This window comes from uncultured Mobiluncus sp., assembly GCF_902488535.1.
GTDB lineage: Bacteria > Actinomycetota > Actinomycetes > Actinomycetales > Actinomycetaceae > Mobiluncus.
Genome location: NZ_CABTWO010000003.1, coordinates 47,280 through 66,345, shown reverse-complemented (window position 1 = coordinate 66,345; position 19,066 = coordinate 47,280). Strand labels below are relative to the sequence as shown.

General features: G+C 59.3%; 15 protein-coding genes. 4 read left to right on the top strand and 11 right to left on the bottom strand.

The window, feature by feature from the left end; all coding sequences use genetic code 11:
• Position 1 precedes the first annotated feature (1 nt).
• Both RDL66_RS01930 and RDL66_RS01925 read right to left on the bottom strand, forming a co-directional pair.
• Positions 2 to 1,276 (bottom strand): PspC domain-containing protein, encoded by a 1,275-nt coding sequence (locus RDL66_RS01930; protein ID WP_308534820.1) that lies wholly within the window; start codon positions 1,274 to 1,276, stop codon positions 2 to 4.
• Entirely contained in the window at positions 1,263 to 1,391 is a 129-nt protein-coding gene (locus RDL66_RS01925) for a hypothetical protein (RefSeq protein WP_308534818.1), read from the bottom strand. The genes RDL66_RS01930 and RDL66_RS01925 overlap by 14 nt, the downstream gene beginning before the upstream one ends.
• Here RDL66_RS01925 and RDL66_RS01920 point away from each other — a divergent pair.
• Together RDL66_RS01920 and RDL66_RS01915 are read left to right on the top strand one after the other, a co-directional pair.
• Positions 1,390 to 3,816: a PspC domain-containing protein gene (locus RDL66_RS01920; RefSeq protein ID WP_308534816.1), complete on the top strand. Its 2,427-nt coding sequence runs from the start codon at positions 1,390 to 1,392 to the stop codon at positions 3,814 to 3,816. The two genes, RDL66_RS01925 and RDL66_RS01920, sit on opposite strands and share 2 nt — an antisense overlap.
• A gap of 13 nt (positions 3,817 to 3,829) precedes the next feature.
• A complete protein-coding gene (locus RDL66_RS01915) occupies positions 3,830 to 4,099 on the top strand; it encodes an MFS transporter (RefSeq protein ID WP_308534815.1) in 270 nt (89 codons plus the stop codon).
• A gap of 12 nt (positions 4,100 to 4,111) precedes the next feature.
• Here the strand turns inward: RDL66_RS01915 and RDL66_RS01910 are convergent, their stop codons facing one another.
• From RDL66_RS01910 to RDL66_RS01890, 5 genes are all read right to left on the bottom strand, one after another.
• A complete protein-coding gene (locus RDL66_RS01910) occupies positions 4,112 to 5,461 on the bottom strand; it encodes a carboxylate--amine ligase (RefSeq protein ID WP_308534814.1) in 1,350 nt (449 codons plus the stop codon).
• Between the two features lie 76 nt (positions 5,462 to 5,537).
• Complete coding sequence (locus RDL66_RS01905; protein WP_308534812.1) at positions 5,538 to 7,919, bottom strand: polyribonucleotide nucleotidyltransferase; 2,382 nt, start codon at positions 7,917 to 7,919, stop codon at positions 5,538 to 5,540.
• Positions 7,920 to 8,127: 208 nt separating this feature from the next.
• Complete coding sequence (gene rpsO, locus RDL66_RS01900; RefSeq protein WP_282921900.1) at positions 8,128 to 8,397, bottom strand: 30S ribosomal protein S15; 270 nt, start codon at positions 8,395 to 8,397, stop codon at positions 8,128 to 8,130.
• Positions 8,398 to 8,758: 361 nt separating this feature from the next.
• On the bottom strand, positions 8,759 to 9,817 hold the full coding sequence (locus tag RDL66_RS01895; protein ID WP_308534810.1) for a zinc-binding dehydrogenase: 1,059 nt from the start codon (positions 9,815 to 9,817) through the stop codon (positions 8,759 to 8,761).
• A gap of 77 nt (positions 9,818 to 9,894) precedes the next feature.
• Positions 9,895 to 11,313, bottom strand: a complete 1,419-nt coding sequence (locus RDL66_RS01890; RefSeq protein ID WP_374042894.1) for a cell wall-binding repeat-containing protein — start codon at positions 11,311 to 11,313, stop codon at positions 9,895 to 9,897.
• Positions 11,314 to 11,465: 152 nt separating this feature from the next.
• Between RDL66_RS01890 and RDL66_RS01885 the strand changes: the two genes are divergently transcribed.
• Both RDL66_RS01885 and RDL66_RS01880 read left to right on the top strand, forming a co-directional pair.
• Positions 11,466 to 12,461: a bifunctional riboflavin kinase/FAD synthetase gene (locus tag RDL66_RS01885; protein WP_299296538.1), complete on the top strand. Its 996-nt coding sequence runs from the start codon at positions 11,466 to 11,468 to the stop codon at positions 12,459 to 12,461.
• Between the two features lie 40 nt (positions 12,462 to 12,501).
• Complete coding sequence (locus RDL66_RS01880; RefSeq protein ID WP_308534808.1) at positions 12,502 to 13,773, top strand: CapA family protein; 1,272 nt, start codon at positions 12,502 to 12,504, stop codon at positions 13,771 to 13,773.
• 52 nt (positions 13,774 to 13,825) lie between these two features.
• Here the strand turns inward: RDL66_RS01880 and RDL66_RS01875 are convergent, their stop codons facing one another.
• The 4 genes from RDL66_RS01875 to rbfA all read right to left on the bottom strand — a co-directional run bounded on the left by RDL66_RS01875 (position 13,826) and on the right by rbfA (position 18,982).
• On the bottom strand, positions 13,826 to 15,256 hold the full coding sequence (locus RDL66_RS01875) for a sodium:alanine symporter family protein (RefSeq protein WP_308534806.1): 1,431 nt from the start codon (positions 15,254 to 15,256) through the stop codon (positions 13,826 to 13,828).
• A 139-nt stretch (positions 15,257 to 15,395) separates the two neighbouring features.
• Entirely contained in the window at positions 15,396 to 17,324 is a 1,929-nt protein-coding gene (locus RDL66_RS01870; RefSeq protein WP_308534804.1) for a cell wall-binding repeat-containing protein, read from the bottom strand.
• Positions 17,325 to 17,378: 54 nt separating this feature from the next.
• On the bottom strand, positions 17,379 to 18,437 hold the full coding sequence (gene truB / locus RDL66_RS01865; RefSeq protein WP_308534802.1) for a tRNA pseudouridine(55) synthase TruB: 1,059 nt from the start codon (positions 18,435 to 18,437) through the stop codon (positions 17,379 to 17,381).
• Positions 18,438 to 18,544: 107 nt separating this feature from the next.
• On the bottom strand, positions 18,545 to 18,982 hold the full coding sequence (gene rbfA, locus RDL66_RS01860; protein ID WP_308534800.1) for a 30S ribosome-binding factor RbfA: 438 nt from the start codon (positions 18,980 to 18,982) through the stop codon (positions 18,545 to 18,547).
• Between the last annotated feature and the right edge of the window lie 84 nt (positions 18,983 to 19,066).

The following is a 19,066-nucleotide window of genomic DNA, read 5'->3' as shown; positions in this document are numbered from 1 at the left end:
CTCAGTTTTCCCCAGTTTGGCGGGGTACTTTCATCGCGACTTCGCAGCCGCTGGACCCCGACCGAATGGTCGCGGTGCCGCCGTGGCGCTCCAGCCTCTCAATGATGGAATGTTTCACGCCTTGGTGTCCTTGCGGGATAGCCGCAATGTCGAATCCGGAGCCGTGATCGCGCACGAAACATTCCACCGCGTCCGACCCTACTTCCAGATAGACCGAAAACGGAGGCTTTCCGTGGCGAGCCGAATTTGTCAGGGCTTCCCTCGTCGCCGCCACCAGCGGCTCGGACCACGGTCCTGGAACCGCGTCTCCCACCGTGACAGTGTCCAACACTACCCCGTAACGGTCCTCAATCTCGCCGGCCAGCTCCTTAATGATTTGGGACAGGGATGAGTCCGCGTGACCGCGATCTTCGTAGAGCCAAGAGCGCAACTGACGTTCCTCGGCACGAGCCAGTTTCGCGACTTCCGGGGCGTCGTCGGCTCTCGCACGAATCAGCGCAAGGGTTTGCAGCACAGAATCGTGCAGGTGAGCGGCCATATCGGCGCGGACAGTTTGGCGGGTTTGCTCGGCCAGAGACGCCTTGTAAGACATCCAAAAGCGTGCCCAGAGCGGCAAAACCGCCAAGCTCAGCACCGCGATGACGACCAGGGTGATGAGTCCTCCGCGCAGTGCGTCACCCAGACTGATGGTTCCAGAAAATCCAATCATGACCGCAAAAATCACCAGGAGGGCACCGGGAATGGCAAAGCCCAGGAACCGTCCCATCCGCAGCTCGACCAGAGACGACCCCGCCGAAGCCCCCACCCAAATCAGAGCGATACCGGTGATGAGGATGATGATGGTGATGAGGGGACGCAAATCACTCATGATTTTCGGGCCGGAATAGGCTCCGAAGACAGCTATGGCGATTAACCCCAGCGCCAGCAAAATTGCCGGAACCGTCACATTTCGCCAGCGGTCATTACTGCCAAAATTCCCCCTGAGCTGCGCGTTAGGGTTCGCCAGTCGCGAATCTCCGGGAAACGGCAGCCCCGCCTGAACCCCGGGATTTCCCCGCGGCACAAAAATCCACAACCAGACATAGAGCAGAATGCTGACCCCGGTGGGAGCTAAAACCACCAAGATGAGCCGCACCAACCACAACGGCATACCCAGATGCAGCGCCAATCCTGCGGCCACCCCAGCCAGAACCCCGTCTTTACCGGGCGGAACCGTCCCAGACACGGGACGGCGCAGCGGAGGGCGCATACGAGGGGGTGCATCAGATGTGGCCATAAATCCAGTTTGCCACGGCTTGGCGGGGTTTCGCCCGGCTTAAGGGATTAATCAGGGACAAATCAGGGACAACCCCCATAGCCACCGGGCGCTGCAGCGGCAATGATGGAAACATGGACGAAAATATGAACCCAGAACAAGCAACTGACTCCGTTCCTCCCGCTGGGGGCGAGCCTCCCCACTGCGGCGAGACTGCCGGAGTGAACGCGGCTGCCGACGCGAACGCAGCTACCGAGGCGGACCCCTCTAGTTCCGCGAACCCAAACGGGACCGGTGCTGCTGCATTTAGCTCACCCAACTCGGGAGCACCTAACTCGCAAGCAACTAATCCGCAGGTACCTTACCCGGATGGGACAAACTACGGAGCCGCGGGCTACCCCGGTTCGGGCAGTTTCCCGAGCAACGGCGCAAACTATGGAACCGCGGGCGCGGGAGGCTACCCGGGAGGCCCGGATTCCACCGGACAGGCCTGGATGCGTTCCAATAACCGGGTCATCGGCGGAGTTTGTGCGGGAATCGCCTCACGCCTGCACATTGACCCCGTAATTGTGCGAGGTTTAGCTGTGGTCGGTTTGCTGTTCTTTGGGGTTATTCCCTTGCTCTACGGGGCGCTGTGGTTGTGGATGCCCAGCCAAACCACCGGACGCAGCTTGTGGACCGATTGGCGCGCCGGCGTGCCTAACCAGGGCGGTGGTGTCGCCGGCTCGATTCTGTTGATGTTTTTCGGGGCGATGCGGATGCTGCCCCAAGGCATTTTTCTGTTCGATGTATTCGACATCTGGGACGGCGGGGACAAATTTGGCGATTTACTCGCTTTCTTTTTTATAGCTCTGGTTTTGTGCTTGCTGCTGGCTCCCCTAGCGGTGGTGGTGCTGCTCATCGTTCACTTTGTGAACCAGAGCAAGGCCGGTACCCCGCCAGCCGGGAACGCTTACGTTCCTGGTCCCACCGGCTTTGTTTCCACCCCTCAGGCACCCGCCGGTCCAGTCCCCGCGGACGGTCTTCACGATGCCTCCGCTTCCCCAGCAGCACCCGCTACCGGCTTCACCCCGCCTACTACCAGCTTTGCGGCTCCCACCACTAACTTTACGGTTCCCGACCCGGGCTTTACCGTCCCCGCTGCTGGCCCCGCAACTCCCTCCAGCGCCACCTCGACCATGTCTGCCCCACCTCATCCGCAGCCAAGGACGATTTTGGCGCCGCGCATTCCCGGACCGAGCCGCACTCTCAGTCTCACGGTCGGCGGGTTGGTTTTGCTGTCGATTTTCACCGGCATCCTGCTGCCTCTGATAGGGGTGCTTGACCCGCTAAGTTCCGTACTTTTGGCTGTCGGTCTGCTGACGATGGTGCTGGGGGGTGGCATGTTGGTAGCAGCCCTGCAGAAACGACGGACGGGCTGGCTTGCCGTCGTCACCCCGCTGGTGATTTTGTTCGTAACGCTGCCCCTGGCAACAGTGGGAATGTCCGTGATGCCCCAGCTGCGCGAGCTGCGTTCCACCATTGACTGGCACGATTTTCCTGAAACGTTTAGCTACCAGAGCAACGATTTACACCCCGGAGACGAGCTCAGCGCCATTCGCGGCGGCGCTAATATCGACCTACGTGCCACGAACCCTGGTAAACCCATCACAGTCAATCTGGTCAACGGGAATGTCTCAATTTATACGCTGCCAGAACAAAACGTTGACCTGGAAATCAACTTAGCCCAAGGCAACGTGACAACTTCCACCCTGAAAGACAGCAAATGGGACATGAGCGAAACCTTTTTACAGTCCTCATCCGTTGAAAAACACCGTCCACAATACTTCACTATGGACGGCAATCAGCGCGTGGAATTCGTGGATCGAACCAAGGAATATGAGGCCGCTAACATCAGTCTGGGCAGTTCAGAGGTGACGAAACTAAAAATCCAACACGACGTCCCGCTGTCGGACAACACGCCAGGAAACCAGACCAAACCCCAAACTGTCGAAATCAACCTGGCACACGGAACCGTGTCGCTCTATGAACGTCCCCCCGTGGATTTATGGAACGGCGCGGTGCTGCCTGACGGGCACTTCCTGGTCAACTATGTGTTGAATGGTCGGGATTTGATGACTGCCAATCTGCCGGAATACAACAGCACTGAGGTCGGCTCTGAAAACGACAGTAGCGCTGCACTGCGAGAGTTTCGCCGCCGCGCCGTATCCGGAGACGGAACTATCGAATTCAAAACGGCCGACGGAATTGAGGGTGACCCCATAGCGCTGGGCGGACAAACCGTGTCTGAACTGGACATAGACAACACGCTGACTCTCGCTGACGTTCAGTCAGGCAAGGCCGGGAAGTGGACGGACGCCAACCAAGACGGATTCAACGACCTGTTCCAGCCCGGCGGCAGCAAGTGGAAACCCGGCGATAACCTGTTTGACCCGCTAAACGGAACCCCGCGCTCCTCCGCCAGGAGCAGCGAAACCCCGAGCAGACCGGCCACGCCCGTCCCCCCGGATTCATCCACGACGCCTTCCCCGAACCGCGCCCCCGACCTTGAGAACAACTAATTAGGTGACAACTATGGAAAACACAACGGAAACCATCCCCCTCACTCCCGACTTGGAGGAAGGAAAAACGCCGGAACCACCCGTGGAACCGCCCTTGGAACCCCGCCGTGAGCATCGCAGCCTGGCCGCCATCGCCTTCAGCGTGGTGTTTATCCTCATTGGTTTGGTAGTTTTCGGCGCCGCCCTGGGCGTCGTCGTGTCGCTGTGGACGCTAGTCCTGCTGGTATTCGGGACCTCCGGGGTCGCCCTACTGGTTAGCGCCCTAACAGAATCACGCCGCTAGAGCGCGCGAAGACTAATGCTGCGCGCGCAGCTGGGCGGTATCGAAAGAGTCGCGCCCTTCGGCCTGCAGCGCTTCCAGCGGATAGTTCTGCTTGAACTTGAACCAATGCCGCTGGGTGGAAAGCCACACATAGAGACGACGCCGCAGGTATCGCAGGGAAAACTGTCTTTCCGCCGGAGCCAGCAAAGGATTAAAGACTTTGCCCGCCCGGTGCAGCGACTTGACTTGACGGCGCACCTGACCGGTCGTGTACTTCAAAATCAGACGTAACGGCAACACCGTATAGAGAATCGTGTCGAAGTGAGACTTCGGCTCAGTAGGTCGGTGATAGATGACGTCGTTAATCAAAGCGGGCAGCGGGTTATTTCCGGCAGCGGTGTTGTAATAGAGATTCCTGCCGATGCGGGGGTTGACCTCAAAGAAGTAAGCCTGACCGGTGGCACTGTCGACCTTGACATCAAAGTTTGCGAAACCATGCCAGCCGATACCGGTCAGGAAATCGCTGGCCTGACGATACAGTTCAGGGTAGCTTTCTGTAATCATCGCGGCCGGATTGCCCAGGGCGGTCGGAACGTGGTCTTCCAGCAGCACGTGAGCCGACCCCAGGAAACTAACCCGTTTGTCCGCGTCCACATACACTGTTATGGACAAGCTGTGCGTGTCGTTTCCGGACACCCGCGGCTGGGCCACGAACCGGCGCGCATCCGGGTTCCCGGCAGTGTGTGTTTCCAGCTCCTCCAGAATCGCTCGAGCCCGACGCGGACTATCAGCTGTATAAACCTTAGATTTGCCCGGCCAGCGCAGCCGCTCGTAACCGTAGGACTGGCACGGCTTGATAATCAGCGGATATTTGTCCCCCAGGGTTTCGGTGATGGCGTCCATCAGGGAGGTCGTTCCAGCATCGAGATTGAGCTCCAGAGTAGTGGGAACCCGCAACCCGTACTTTTCGGCAGCCTTGGCGAAATGCGCCTTGTCATTGGTCAATTCGATGACGTCCACGCTGGGGAAAGCAAAGCGATAGTAAGGAGCCAGCCGGGAAGCGTTCTTTTGGATATTGACCACGTGGGTATCTTGGTTCGCCAGCAACACCAGCGGGGTGTCCGGGTAACGCGCCGCCAGTTCGGGACCCATCTCTATGAGTTTTTCGATGAAAGCACTGAGGTTTGGGTCGACGCTGCTTTCGTTTATCTCTATCGCGTCAAGCAGACGAGAGTGGCGAATCGGCCCCAGCACCAGAGGGGTAATTATCAGAGATTTCACATGCCATTGCTCATAAAATGACCGCGCAAACGCATACGTTCCAATGTCGCCGGACAGGAGAATTGGCAAAAACGGTGCACCGGACTTTTCAGCTGTGTTCATTGATACTCTCCTCTAATAGGCGACCCGGCGAGGGAATATCCCCCGCCGAGCCACCGTAGTTTTCGATAGCGTTACTCTATGAGAAATCGCGATCGTCCTCGCCGCGAGAACGATGCGTCCGCCGGCGAGCCCGCTCCCGCGGACGGCGCGGTTCGCTGCTATCACGCGGATCACGGCGTTCACGGTCACGCGGATCGTGGATCTCTGGAGTTTCGTTCTGCCCAGATTCCGAATCCGCTGCGGTTTCGCCGTCCTCATCGTCCACCACGGCATGCAGGGAGAGCTTGCCGCGCTGGTCGATTTCGGCAACCTCGACCTGAACCTGCTGGCCGACCTGGAGCACGTCCTCGACGTTTTCCACACGTTTGCCGCCGACCAGGCGACGAATCTGGGAGATGTGGAGCAAACCGTCCTTGCCGGGGGTCAAGGAAATGAACGCCCCGAACGTGGTCGTTTTCACCACGGTACCAACGAAACGTTCGCCGACCTCGGGCATCTGGGGGTTCGCAATCGCGTTCACGGCGTCACGAGCGGCCTCGGCGGCCGGACCGTTATCCGCCCCGATGTACACGGTGCCGTCGTCCTCAATGGTCAGCTCAGCGCCGGTGTCCTCTTGAATCTGGTTAATCATCTTTCCTTTCGGACCGATGACCTCACCAATCTTGTCCACCGGGATGTTCACGGTGAGGATGCGCGGAGCGGTCGGAGCCAGTTCATCAGGCCCGTCAATAGCGGCGTGCATCACGTCCAGAATCTTTAGGCGAGCGTCGCGGGCTTGACCCAGGGCGCCCTTCAAAACGTCGGCAGGAATGCCATCAAGTTTCGTGTCCAGCTGCAGGGCGGTAATGAAGTCCTTGGTGCCGGCGACCTTGAAGTCCATGTCGCCAAAAGCGTCTTCTGCGCCCAAGATGTCGGTCAGGGTCGCAAACTGGGTGCCGTTTTCGCCCGGTTCACTCATCAGGCCCATCGCGATGCCGGCAATCGGGGCGCGCAACGGCACACCTGCGTTCAACAGGGACAGCGTGGAGGCGCAAACCGAACCCATCGAGGACGAGCCGTTCGAGCCCATAATCTCGCTGACCTGGCGAATCGCGTAGGGGAAATCCTCGCGAGCCGGAATGACCGGCTCTAGGGCCATCTCCGCCAGGTGCCCGTGGCCGATTTCGCGGCGCTTGGGGGAACCGACCCGACCGGTCTCGCCGGTGCAGTAGGGCGGGAAGTTGTACTGGTGCATATAGCGCTTATGCGTCGCTGGGCTCAAGTTATCCAACTGCTGTTCCATACGCAGCATATTGAGCGTGGTCACGCCCAGAACCTGGGTTTCCCCGCGCTGGAACAGAGCCGAGCCGTGGACCCGGGGCAGCACCTCGACCTCGGCGGACAGGGAGCGGATGTCTTTCAGTCCGCGTCCGTCGATACGCTTGCCTTCGTGCAGCACCCGGGCGCGCACCAGCTTCTTTTCCAAAGCCTTAAAGGCTGCCTTCAGTTCCTTTTCCTGTTCCTCGAACTCGCCGCCTTCCACCGCGAGCTTCTCGATGGCGGCATCGCGGATTTCGGTTTCGCGATTCTCACGAGTCAGCTTGTCGGCAATCTGAATCGCCGCGAGCAAATCCGCTTCCACCTCGGCTTTCATCGCCTCAAAATGGTTGTCCTCGTAGTCGGGGAACAGCGGATATTCCTGGGTTTCCTTGGCGGCCTTGGCGGCCACTTCGGATTGAGCGCGGCACAGTTCCTTAATGAAGGGTTTGGCCGCGTCCAGCGCGCTGGCCACGAAGTCCTCGGTCGGAGCCTGTTTGCCCTCTTGAATCAGGTCCCAGGCGTACTCGCCGCCGCCGGCTTCCACCATCATGATGGCCACGTCTTCTTCGGGGGTACCCTCGTTGACGACACGACCGGCGATGACCATGTTGAATGTGGACTGTTCCATCTCGGGGTAGGTCGGGAACGCCACCCACTGCCCGTCAATCAAGGCCAGGCGGGTACCACCGATGGGACCGGAGAAAGGCAAGCCAGCCAGTTGGGTCGCCATCGAGGAGGCGTTGATCGCCACCACGTCATAAGCGTGGTCGGGGTGGATTGACAGGATGGTGTCGACGACCTGGACCTCGTTGCGCAGCCCTTTTACGAAGGCCGGGCGCAGCGGGCGGTCAATCAGGCGGGCCGCTAGGATAGCCTCGGTGCCGGGGCGACCTTCGCGACGGAAGAACGATCCGGGGATGCGTCCCGCGGCGTATTGCTTTTCCTCGACGTCTACGGTCAAGGGGAAAAAGTCGAATTGATCTTTCGGTTGCTTGCCAACCGTGGTGGCTGCGAATACAACGGTTTCCCCATCCAGGGTGACCATTGCCGAACCGGCAGCCTGCTGAGCCAAAAGGCCCGTTTCAAAGCGCAGGACGCGCTTGCCAAATTTACCATTGTCGATGACGGCTTCTGCCGCCGTGATTTCGGGTCCCTCCAAGGGATCCCCCTCTCTGTGTTCAGCGCGGCGGTCATCGATCGAGGCCCACTGGGCTGGCTCTCCGCAAACCTCACCGGGAAAACCGGGAGACTCGCAGATGGTCCAGGAGGCCACTACCGAGGACCGATTAACGCTGGATTCCTACATATATCAGCCGGAAAGTACCGGCATGAAAAGAAAGCTGACCGGTATCCGGCCAGCTTAGTTGCTATTTACGCAAACCGAGGCGCTCTTTGAGGCTGCGGTAGCGTTCGATGTCGATGTCCTGCAAGTAGCCCAGCAGACGCTTGCGCTGGCCGACCAGCAGCATCAAACCACGACGGGAATGATGGTCATGTTCGTGAGTCTTGAAGTGCTCGGTCAGGTCCTTAATCCGCTTGGACAACAGGGCGATTTGCACTTCGGGGGAACCAGTGTCCCCGGGATGAGTCGCGTATTCGTTGATGATTGCTTGCTTTTCTTCCTTGGTCAGTGCCACAGGTTCTCCTTATGTACTCGTTGCGCGCAGCGCCCAGGCTCTTCCTGGAGCATCGGTAGCGCGGCCGACATGACGGCTGTACAAGTTTAGCAAAAACCCCGCATTCAAGCGAATTTTCTTTGTTTTTCAACAGCGCGGGTCGGCGCGGTATCGCTCGTGGGGGTCTCGCGGGTGACCTAGGGGGTCACGGACCCCCCTCGTTTTCGTTGCAAAGCAACGAAAACACACCCCCTAGTCCCCCGCCTGAGTACCCCCACTTTCGCTCAGACGCGCCGTATTGCGAGAAACGTTGCACTTGCGGGGCGGGTTTTTGGGAAAACTTGAATTTTTAGCTGGGCGGGCTGTTTAGCTTTAGGGCTAATTATTTGGCAAGAATCAATTTGCCGAAGGGACGGTTGGTTTTGGCTCTAAGGGCTTCGTGAGCTTGGGCGACTTTGGCGAAGGGGTACGTTTCGGCAATAACCGGGCGGATTTGGCCGGATTCGACAGCGGGCCAAACGTATTCACCAACTGCGTGAACCAGGTCAACCTTGGTGTCCGTATCCAACGCGCGAATGGTGGAACCTTGCAAGGTGGCCTGTTTTTGCAAAAAATACGCCAAATCGATTTCCCCGCGTGCTCCCTTTTGCAGTCCGATAACGCATAAACGTCCTCCGATCTTTAAAAGATTGATATTCGATTCCAGCCCTCCGGCCCCACTGACATCCAAGATCAGGTCAAACCCCAAACAGTCAGTCACGTCCTCGAACGCTTTTTTCAGCGATTCTTCGTCACGGTAGTCCGCCACGCCGTCAGCACCCAGCAGGGTCACTTTTTGGCGACGGGCTTCGTCCCCGGCTGTGGCCGCCACGTTGGCACCCAGCGCCTTGGCCAGTTGCACCGCAACGGTCCCGACCCCACCGCTTCCACCTTGAATCAGCACGCTGAAGCCAACTGGGTAGCGCCAGCTTTCCCCGTACGGGTCGCGGCCTGCCAGGAAGCCGTCGTGCGGCCCATCCATCCAGGTTATCCGCGGTTCTAAGTTGACTAGGTTATGCCAAGAAGTCACCGCTGCCTCCAGCAGCGCCGCCCCAGCCACATAGCCGTCCAGGCGTCCCACCACCGGCACCGGCAGACACAGGTCAGGATTGGCCACGCAGTATTCCGCCTGGGCGCCGCCTTCCACCAAGGCCACAACCGAACGTCCCAGCCACTGGGAAGCATCGAGTTCAGGGCCGACTTCAACGATCGTCCCGGCTGCTTCCAGGCCCAGTGTCTGCGGCATCCCGGCAGGCGGCGGATAATGGCCTGCCACCTGCAGCAAGTCTGCTCGGTTCACTCCTGCGGCCGCCACCTTAATCAACACCTGACGGGCGCCTACCAGGGGACGCTCCACCTGGACAATTGAAGCCACCCCATCAACGCCTTGCACAGCCCACATGGAAACCCCCTTGCTTTAAGTCTTTTCCAAGTCTAAAGCAAGGGGGTCGATGAAGTTAGCAAAAAGACCCGCGAGCGTTATCCCTTGCCGTGGTCGATATAGGCTCCTGTAGAATGCGCTCCAGTCATGGGAAGCCTCACGTCAGTGGGCCAGAAAAGACTGTATGGCTTAAAGGTGACAGACGCCCGCATACCGTCGTATCCACGCCACGACTCCATGACAGCCTTGGGATCGGAGGTGTCCGCGAGCAAGACCATGTCAGCCTCGCGCGGATTAGTGGGGCCGCCTGGCCCAATATCCGAAGCATAGGAAATGTCGAATACCGCCGGTTCATCCAAAATGAGCACAGCGTATTCGTAGCCAGCTAACACTTCGGACAACTCCGGTACATCCTGGTGGTTCTCCATCTTGATAAGTTCCTTGGCACTTAGTATCCGAATGAGGCCTTCAAGCTTAAAACCCACGTTATTGGTGATGTAATGCGGATTACCGGGACCATCCGCACCTAAACCAACGCCGGCTGCCATAGCTACAGTACTCTGGGGCAACACTCCTTCTCCTCCGATAAATACAATCTTGTTAGCGCCCATAGACACGATTTGCTGGAAAGTACCTCCACCACCGGGTGGGGTCAGCAGGATAAAACCGTCCTTGGCTGCCCCCGCCACCATCGCATCTTTCAGGGCGGTTCCCGACGCCACGTAGGCGACCGTTCGGGCCGGATCAGTGGCGGCAAACTTGGCGATTTCTAGGGCGGTGAGATAACGATTTGTTCCCGCAAAACGTTGGGTTGCCGCACCGTTCGCGACTGTTTGGAGTACCGCGTCGGGAACCGCGCCCGGTCCGCCCAAAGCCACCAGTTCCGCGCCAGCAGGCTGGTCCGCCGGCATCCGCATCGCCACGAACTGCTGCGCGGCGCTGATGCTGGCCTCGTTCGTGTAGGTGATGATAGGTCCGTCACGCAGCACCGAACCGGCCACCGCGTCGGGGGAACCGGATCCGGCGTTTTTGGTCAAATACATGCGGTTGGTGGGACCGTTTACCTGTATCCAGCGGTCGGCAATAGCCCGGGCGGTCGCGTTGCGGTCCGGGCCAGCGAGGCGTTCCACGTTTTCCGCGCCGCAAGTCTGCCGGGCTTGCTGTGCAATGTTTTCAGGAACCGCGCCCGGCCCACCCAAAATCACGATATGGCCGGGTTTGACCCCACCAAGGTTCAGCTGTTTGCCATCGGTGAGCACCACCGGTCCGTCCCCGATAGTTGCCGCCGGCAGGGCATCCACCGGGTTACGGTTCGCGGCCACATAGACCACCGGCCAGTTTGTCCCCCAAGTGTGCTTGGCTACCGCCAGGGAGGTTTCCACCCCACTGGGCCCCGCCAGACGTTCATAGTTCAACCCCTCTGCCTGAGATTCGCTGACGGTGACCAGGGTCATCATCGCTAAAGTCAAGGCTCCCACCGCGCTGGAAATGGCTCCGCGCTTTACCCATGTCTGCATGTCTGTACCTCTCCGTTGCAACAGTCGTGACCCACTCAGCTTATTGAGGCACTTTTGGTAACTGAACACCCAAAAGGGTGAAAGCCCCGCCCTTTCCCCACGTCGGGACAGGGGCAAAATCGGAGCGGATAGCGTCATGCTAAGGTTGAGGGGTGCAAATTTTTCGTGACAAACCGTCAAGTTTCGGGCCGAGTATCGTGACCATAGGTACTTTTGACGGCGTTCACACCGGACACAAGCGAATCATCGAGAAAGTCGTGGCGCTGGCGCACGAGCGCGAGGTGGCCTCTGTCGTGTTGACGTTCGACCCGCTGCCTCGCCAAGTTCACCACCCCGACCCGAAGAATAAGTTGATTTGCTCCCTGCCAGACCGCCTGACCCGCATTGAACAGCTGGGGGTGGACGCAACTTGGGTTCAACAATATGACCTCGATTTTGCCGCCCAGTCCCCCGCCGAATTCGTCCAAAACTACCTGGTCACCCCCCTGCATCCCCTGGTGGTCGTCATCGGAGAAGACATGCGTTTTGGAGCCAAGAACAGCGGAGACGCCCAGACTTTACAGGAACTGGGGGAACAGTACGGTTTTACCGTCGTGACGGTGCCGAACATCGTTGATCCGATTTTTGGGCGCCGCTGGTCCTCATCTTGGGTGCGCGAGCTGCTGGCCCAAGGCCGGGTTGACCAGGCAGCTTATGTGTTGGGTCGCGCCCATTCGGTACGAGGCACGGTCATTCACGGCAAACGGCGTGGGCGCAAACTGGGATTTCCCACCGCTAACCTGGACGCGGAGTTCGTGGAGGCCATTCCCGCAGATGGTGTTTACGCCGGTTGGCTGCGGATGCCTTACCCGCCGCACTCTAAGAGTCCGACTTCACTAGAGGTGGTGCCCGCCGCCATTTCGGTGGGAACTTCCCCGCATTTTGGCGACGTGGGGCGCACCGTAGAAGCTCACGTTTTAGGGCGCGCAGACTTGGATTTGTACGGGGAAGAAGTCGTGGTCGAGTTCGTGCATCGGATTCGCGACAACCTGGCTTTTGATTCTTTGGACGCACTGCTGGAGCGCATGGATCGCGACCTGTTGGAGACGGCTGTAGTGCTGGGGGTTCCGAAATCCCAACGTATCGACCCCGGCGCGGTCACAGTCTGAGTGCGGCGGATTTGTCAGCTTTGTTTGGTATAAAAGTTCCATGGTAAACAGTGACACCACCCGCAAATTTACCCGGATAGCCACCGCGACGCTGCTGGTGATGAGTGTGACCTGGGGGTTGTCAGGCTGCGACGATGCCGCCGGAAAATCCGCCGCCAAAGAAATTCCTACCAAAACCTCCCTTTTGAACGTCAAACCGAAACCTACTGCAACGCAGCCCCCGGAGATCACCTTTACCGTCGCGGCCACAGGCGACGCCCTGACGCACGATGCCCTCATGCCCGATGTGTCGCGCGACGCCGCGGGAAACACGCATTTTACTAATCTGATGGCTGGCATCAAACCGTTTCTCGAGGGGGCTGACCTGACGATTTGCCACCAAGAGATTGCTTTTGCCCAGGACGGCGCCCCCTACCAGGGTTTTCCCAAGTTCGCTATGCCTACGGGCTGGGCGAAAGATATGAAAGACTTGGGTTACGACGGCTGCTCCACCGCTTCCAACCACACGACTGACCAGGGCATTGAAGGCGTCTATCAAACGCTCAATGTGCTGGAAAAAGCCGGGATGGGGGCCACCGGTTCTCGGCGCAGCGCGGAGGAAAAACCTTATCAGATGTACAGCTTGACCAAAGACGGTCGCACCATCAAGATTGCTCACCTGTCCTTGGGTTGGGGAAAGTTGGGCGGGATGCCCTACATCAGCGAAAAACCTTGGTTGGTTAACGTGGACAATATGAGCGACATTCTCAAGTGGGCCGCCCAGGCTCGCCAGGAGGGTGCCAACGTGGTAATTTTGTCGGGCCATAACGGGTTGGAATATGAGTTGCAGCCCTCCGGCTGGGCGCGTAAATGGGCCCAAGAAGCAGCCGATAGCGGACTGATTGACCTCTATATCGGTCACCATCCGCACGTTCCCCAGGGCATTGAGAAGCTACCCGGCGGTGTGGACGGCAAAGGTATGTGGACGTACTGGAGCGTAGGGAATGTCATTTCGGATATGCGTCCCCTGACCACGATGCACACGGATTCGGAACAAATCGCCTGGGCCACGATTAGGGTTCCAGCTCAGGGCAATGCCGAAGTCATCTCCGCCCAGTGGGTGGCAATCGGGCTGGAACCAGATTCGCACATGGTGGTGCCGCTAGCCGCGGCCGCGCAGGGACAAATTCCGCCTAGTAGCGCCATGAGCGCGAGCAAGGCCGCACAGTATCGGGAGTTTTTGCAATCCCTGGTGGGGCCCGAAACTCCTGAACTCACCGAGCCGCCCGCGGCGCCTTCCCCCGCCAAAGTCGAAGCGCTGCCAAAGCAATAAGCTTCTGCAAATGCTCTTGGAACCTCATCGGCACCAGACCGGTGGGGACGATTTACTGGGATTCTTGCAGTTTCGGGTCGCGTTTCAGGTAAGCCCTGGTTTCGCGGGCAATCAAACCCGAAGCCAGGATTAGCCCGATTAGGTTCGGCAGAGCCATCAACCCGTTCGTGACATCAGCCAAGGTCCAGGCCACTTTTAGCTCCGTGATGCAGCCCACGAAAACAACTATGGCAAACAACAAACGATAGACGACGACGGCTCGGAGGCCGAACAAACGCTGCACACAGCGTTCCCCGTAGTAGGCCCAGCCCAGCACGGTAGAAAATGCAAAGAACACTAGGGAAACTGCCACCACAAAGTGGCCTTGGCCGCCGGGGAAACCGATGTTGAAAGCCTGCGCGGTGAGGGGTGAACCATCCAGCGTCTCACCGCTGGCGTCTGTCATTTTCCAGGCTCCCGTAACCACGATAACCAGCGCCGTCATGGACACCACGATGATGGTGTCGATAAAGGTTTGTGTCATGGACACGAGCCCTTGCCGGACCGGTTCGCGAGTGCGAGCCGCGGCCGCAGCAATCGCGGCAGACCCCATCCCGGACTCGTTAGAGAAAAACCCGCGCGCCACCCCGTACTGGAGCGCCACCATGAACGTGGAGCCCACAAAACCGCCTGCCGCGGCACTGCCCGTAAAGGCATCGTGAACAATCAGCGCCAAGGCGTCGGGGATTTTCGTGGCGTACAGACCCAGCACAATCAACGAGGCTCCCACATAGAGAATAATCATGATGGGGACAAAAGCCGAGGTCACCCGGCCGATGGATTTCACTCCGCCCAGCAGGACGATACCTGTCAAAGCCGCCATGAACAGGCCGGTCATCCACGGATTCACCCCGAAAGAGGCCTGTAACTGGGTCGCAACCGAGTTCGCTTGGGTCAGGTTGCCGATACCGAACGAGGCAATAATCGCGAAAATCGCAAAGGCGATGGCTAGAGCCCGACCCAGCCACTTCACTTTCGTGACGTGTTCCAGGTAGTACTGCGGACCGCCGCTCATCTCACCTTTGGCATCCTTGGTGCGGAAACGTACCGCCATGAAGGCTTCGGAGTATTTCGAGGCCATACCCAACAGTCCCGTGACCCACATCCAGAACACCGCTCCGGGTCCGCCGATGTGGATAGCGGTGGCGACACCGGCGATGTTGCCGACCCCGACGGTAGCAGCCAGGGCGGTAGTCAGCGCTTGGTAGTGGGAAATGTCGCCCTCGATAGTGTCGTCGAGCGGTTGTTTCCCCTCGGGGCTTTCCCCGGTGCCCTCGTCACGTTTCAGCAGGGCGAGGTGCATGGCGGGACCGAGTTTGCGGAACTGGATTCCCGACAGCCGAATTGTCAGCCCCAGCCCGGTTCCCAGCAGCAGGGGAATCAGGAAAAACGGCCCCCAGACGAAAGAGTCTATGGTGTTGAGAACCTCTAAGAACTTGTCCATAGTTTATTGCCTCAATATTTTCGGAAACGAACTTGTGGCAAGTTTAGCGAGTGAGTCCGGTTATCCATAATTCGGCACTGTTGTCCACTATTTGAGACGGGCGACAAGGCCGGTGGATGGGGGCGGTGCTTTCGGCCGGTTACCGCGCTGTCAGCAGGGCGCCGATTTGGTTCGCCACGCCTCGTGACACCGCCCCGGTACCGCCGGCGATGGTGTAGGAGGCCTGCGGATGAGCCTGCACGAAACTTTGCAGGTTCACGTCCAGGGCGGCCGGGCGGCTGAGCAAAATGGCTTGGTTTTTCGCGTGCGCGTAGCCGGAGCCGGCCAAACCGTCAGCAAACACGGTACCCGAAGCAATCAGGTACCCCGAGGCGTTAGGGAAGAAGTTTTGGGCCAACTGGGTGGAGGTCTGGAAACGATCTTTACCCACGATGGTCTTTACCTCGCTGACGGCAGCCCCCCAGGCCGGGTCCGCTTTAGCACCGGTAGCGGCTGCGGCAGCCCTGCCGCCTACGCCCCAGATGCGCAGCTTGCCCCCCTGCTTTGCCACCGTATTCGCCAGGTTAGAAATCGTCTGAAGGGTAGTTGGGGGAATGCTGTTCGAGCGGGTAAAGAGGATGACACCGTGGGTGTTTGCCACGGCGGGACCGGCGGCGATCGCGTCGGGAATGTTGGGGTCGCTGGTGGCGTTGACCAGGAAGACGTCAAGGATCTTCGTGTTGGCAACGACCGAAGCGTTTTCCTGGGCCGCCCGGGCCGCAACCCGGCCCGCCGTGTCAAAACGGTCTTGCCCCACCAAATCGATGATAGATATCCCCGCCTGCTGCAGTTCCGTGCGTTGGGCAGCCGAGAGTTTTACTCCCCCGCCAACCACATAGAGAGTCTTGCGCTGCGAGGCCTTAATGGCGGAAATCACACCCGGTTCCACCGGGTTGGACACCGTGAGCAGCACCGTCGCGCCTCGTGCCCCCACCAAAGCTGCCGAACTCAAAGCATCGGGAGCGAGCCGCCCGGTGGTCAGCGCAATCGCGTCCCCACTGGTCCCGCTGGCCGCGTGCAACGCCAAGGCTGTCGAGACACGGTCGGCTCCGCCAATCCGGTTCAATCGAGATTCATAAGGATATTCAGCCGTGTTAGGAGACGGCGAGCCCAGGGTCACCCCGGTGATGTCTTTCAGCCACGAAGCTAAGGGAATCACGGAACCAAAGTAAGCCGCCTGATCGTTGCCCCCAATCAAAGTGCCTATGACCTGGTTCCCCACCACCAGGGGTCCGCCGGAGTCCCCATGTTCCGTTTTCACACCCGGCCACGAGGTCTTGTAGCTAAGCTGACCGGGGGCGCTGGGTACGTTGCAGTTCGCCGCAAATTCACCCTGTTTATCGCCCCGAACCACCGTGAAACAGGTCGCGACAATTCGTTGTGACGTAGACAGGAGGGCACTGGAAGTGCCGCCCCAGCCATACTCCACCGCCACATCGCCAACTTTGGCTGGCCCGGAGGCTAAAGTGACGGAAGGAGTGGTATAAACCGGAGTTTGCAGGTGCATGACCGCGGCATCATACTGAGGGTTGGCTTTGTAATCGTTAACGGCAGTGGTCGACTGCCGGGTCGGACCAAAACTAACGTTGATATACCGGGGCTTATTGGCCACGCAATGTCCTGCGGTCAAAACCCAGGAGGGATCAATGAGCACCCCGGTACAAATTGAGCCGGTATTGTCCCAATTGCTGATACTGATGAAAGCCACCCAGCTGGCCTGCGCGGCGCTTGGCGCTGTACCCCCTCCAATCATCAAATCGCCGAATTCCGAACCGGGATATGAATCGGGCGCAGCGGAGGGCTCACCGCTGGGGGCGGAGGTGAAGTTATCAGGAAGCTCGGGAAACTCGCTGGTTTCATCTGCGGCCGGCACCTCCGCTGCCGCGGTACTGGAAATGGCTGGGGTGTGAGCCGGCGCAACCGGATTGGTGAAACTCATTTGGGCAGGACCGCCGAGCAGGCCCACAAATCCTAACAAACCGAGCATAACCATCGGCCACCATGATTTGAGATACGTGTTCTGTGTCATTTCTTCACTTCCCCAATACGAAACCGGCTCCTAAATAGTTTATGTCTTTACAGGTTAAGAATTTGCAGGTCTTAACACCCAAATCGGTTTCAACTCTTCGTTTTCTAGCTGCACCAGCGCGACGACACGTTTTTCGCGTCCCTCCGTGCCGGTTGTCGCTTCGGTTACAGCCAGCAGCGAACCGGTGGACGCGTTTGGGCTCGGATTTGTTGTCTCAAGGGCGGTGGCAGCGGCGTCACGGATTGGGCCGGTCAACGCTTGCCCGAAAGACAGCGCCCGCACCTGGGCTTCGTCGCCGGACAGTGCGGGGAAAATCCCTAGGATTGCCGCATCCAGCCCCAACGGACGCAGCACCCCACAGCTCTCGACTTCGGCCCCCAGCTCGGACAGGCTTTGCGCCTGGTCCAGCCCGTATGACCCGACCGAAATGCGTCGCAAGGCCGTCAGATGCGCCCCCACCCCCAAGTCAGCTCCGAGGTCTCGAGCCAGGGCGCGCACGTAGGTTCCTGCTGAACAGTGCACCAAAAGTTCCGCATCGGTCACTCTCACCGGAGGGTTTGAGTCGTCGCCCGCCACCGTTTCGACGACAGGAGTGCCTCTCAGTTCGAGCCGGTGAATGGTCACCGGACGAGGCTGGATTTCCACGTTTTTGCCGGCACGCGCCAGGTCATAAGCACGTTTGCCGCCAATCTTAATGGCGGAAAACTTGGCGGGGATTTGGTTGACCGACCCGCGCCACGGCACTAAAGCCGCCGCGATGTCCTCGGGGGATAATACGGCACCCGAACGGGCTGTCACCTGCCCCTGAGCATCGTCAGTATCCGTAGAGATACCAAACCGCACCCGGGCGGAATAGACCTTGTCATGGGCCGTCAGGTATTGCAAAAGGCGCGTGGCTTTACCGATGGCACAAATGAGGATTCCCGTGGCCAGCGGGTCCAGCGTGCCGGCATAACCGACTTTCTTTTGCCCTGCCAGCCGGCGAATCCGTGACGCCACCGCGTTGGAACTCAACCCGCGCGGCTTATCGACGATGACCAGTCCGGGCGGACAGGTTTCGCCTCGAGGCAAATCTGCGGGGCAGTCGGGCAAGAAGTCCGGCGCGTCAAACATCGCAACCCGCCCGGGGAACCTTGTGAACCAAGCGCCCCGCGTCGGCCACGCCGCCCGGGCCGCGCCGAATGCGGGTTCGTCCGTGACCGGGCCCCAGACCGACGGCGTTAGGATTCCTGGTCATCTTCGGACTCACGGGGAGTTTTGTAGGGATTGGCTTCCCCGGCATATTGGGTGCCTTTGCGGGCAGCCAGCTCAGCGTCGGCCGCGCGGGCCTCCGCCAGCGCCGACTCCAAAGCCGCGGCCTGCTGAGGCACCGGATCGGCCACAAATTCCAGGGTCGGAGTCAGGCGCGTGCCCAAATTTTTGCCCACACGGGAGCGAATCAGTCCCTTGGCAGACTCCAAAGCCGCGCCTGAAGCGGTCCGTTCCGTGTCGCTGCCATAAGCCGTGTAATAGACTTTGGCATGCTGCAAATCCCCCGTGACCTCGACCGAAGTAATGGTGACGAAACCTAACCTGGGATCTTTAATCTTGCCGGCCAACAGGCTGGCCACCGTAGTCAAAATGTTTGCGGCGACTTTTTCCCGCCGGGTCTCATCCATTGTTTCTCCCCTCTCGGTGTGTTTTCACAGCGCCCCGGCCGAGCCAGGCGGTAAACCGCCACAGTTCGGCCCAGACGCAGGGTT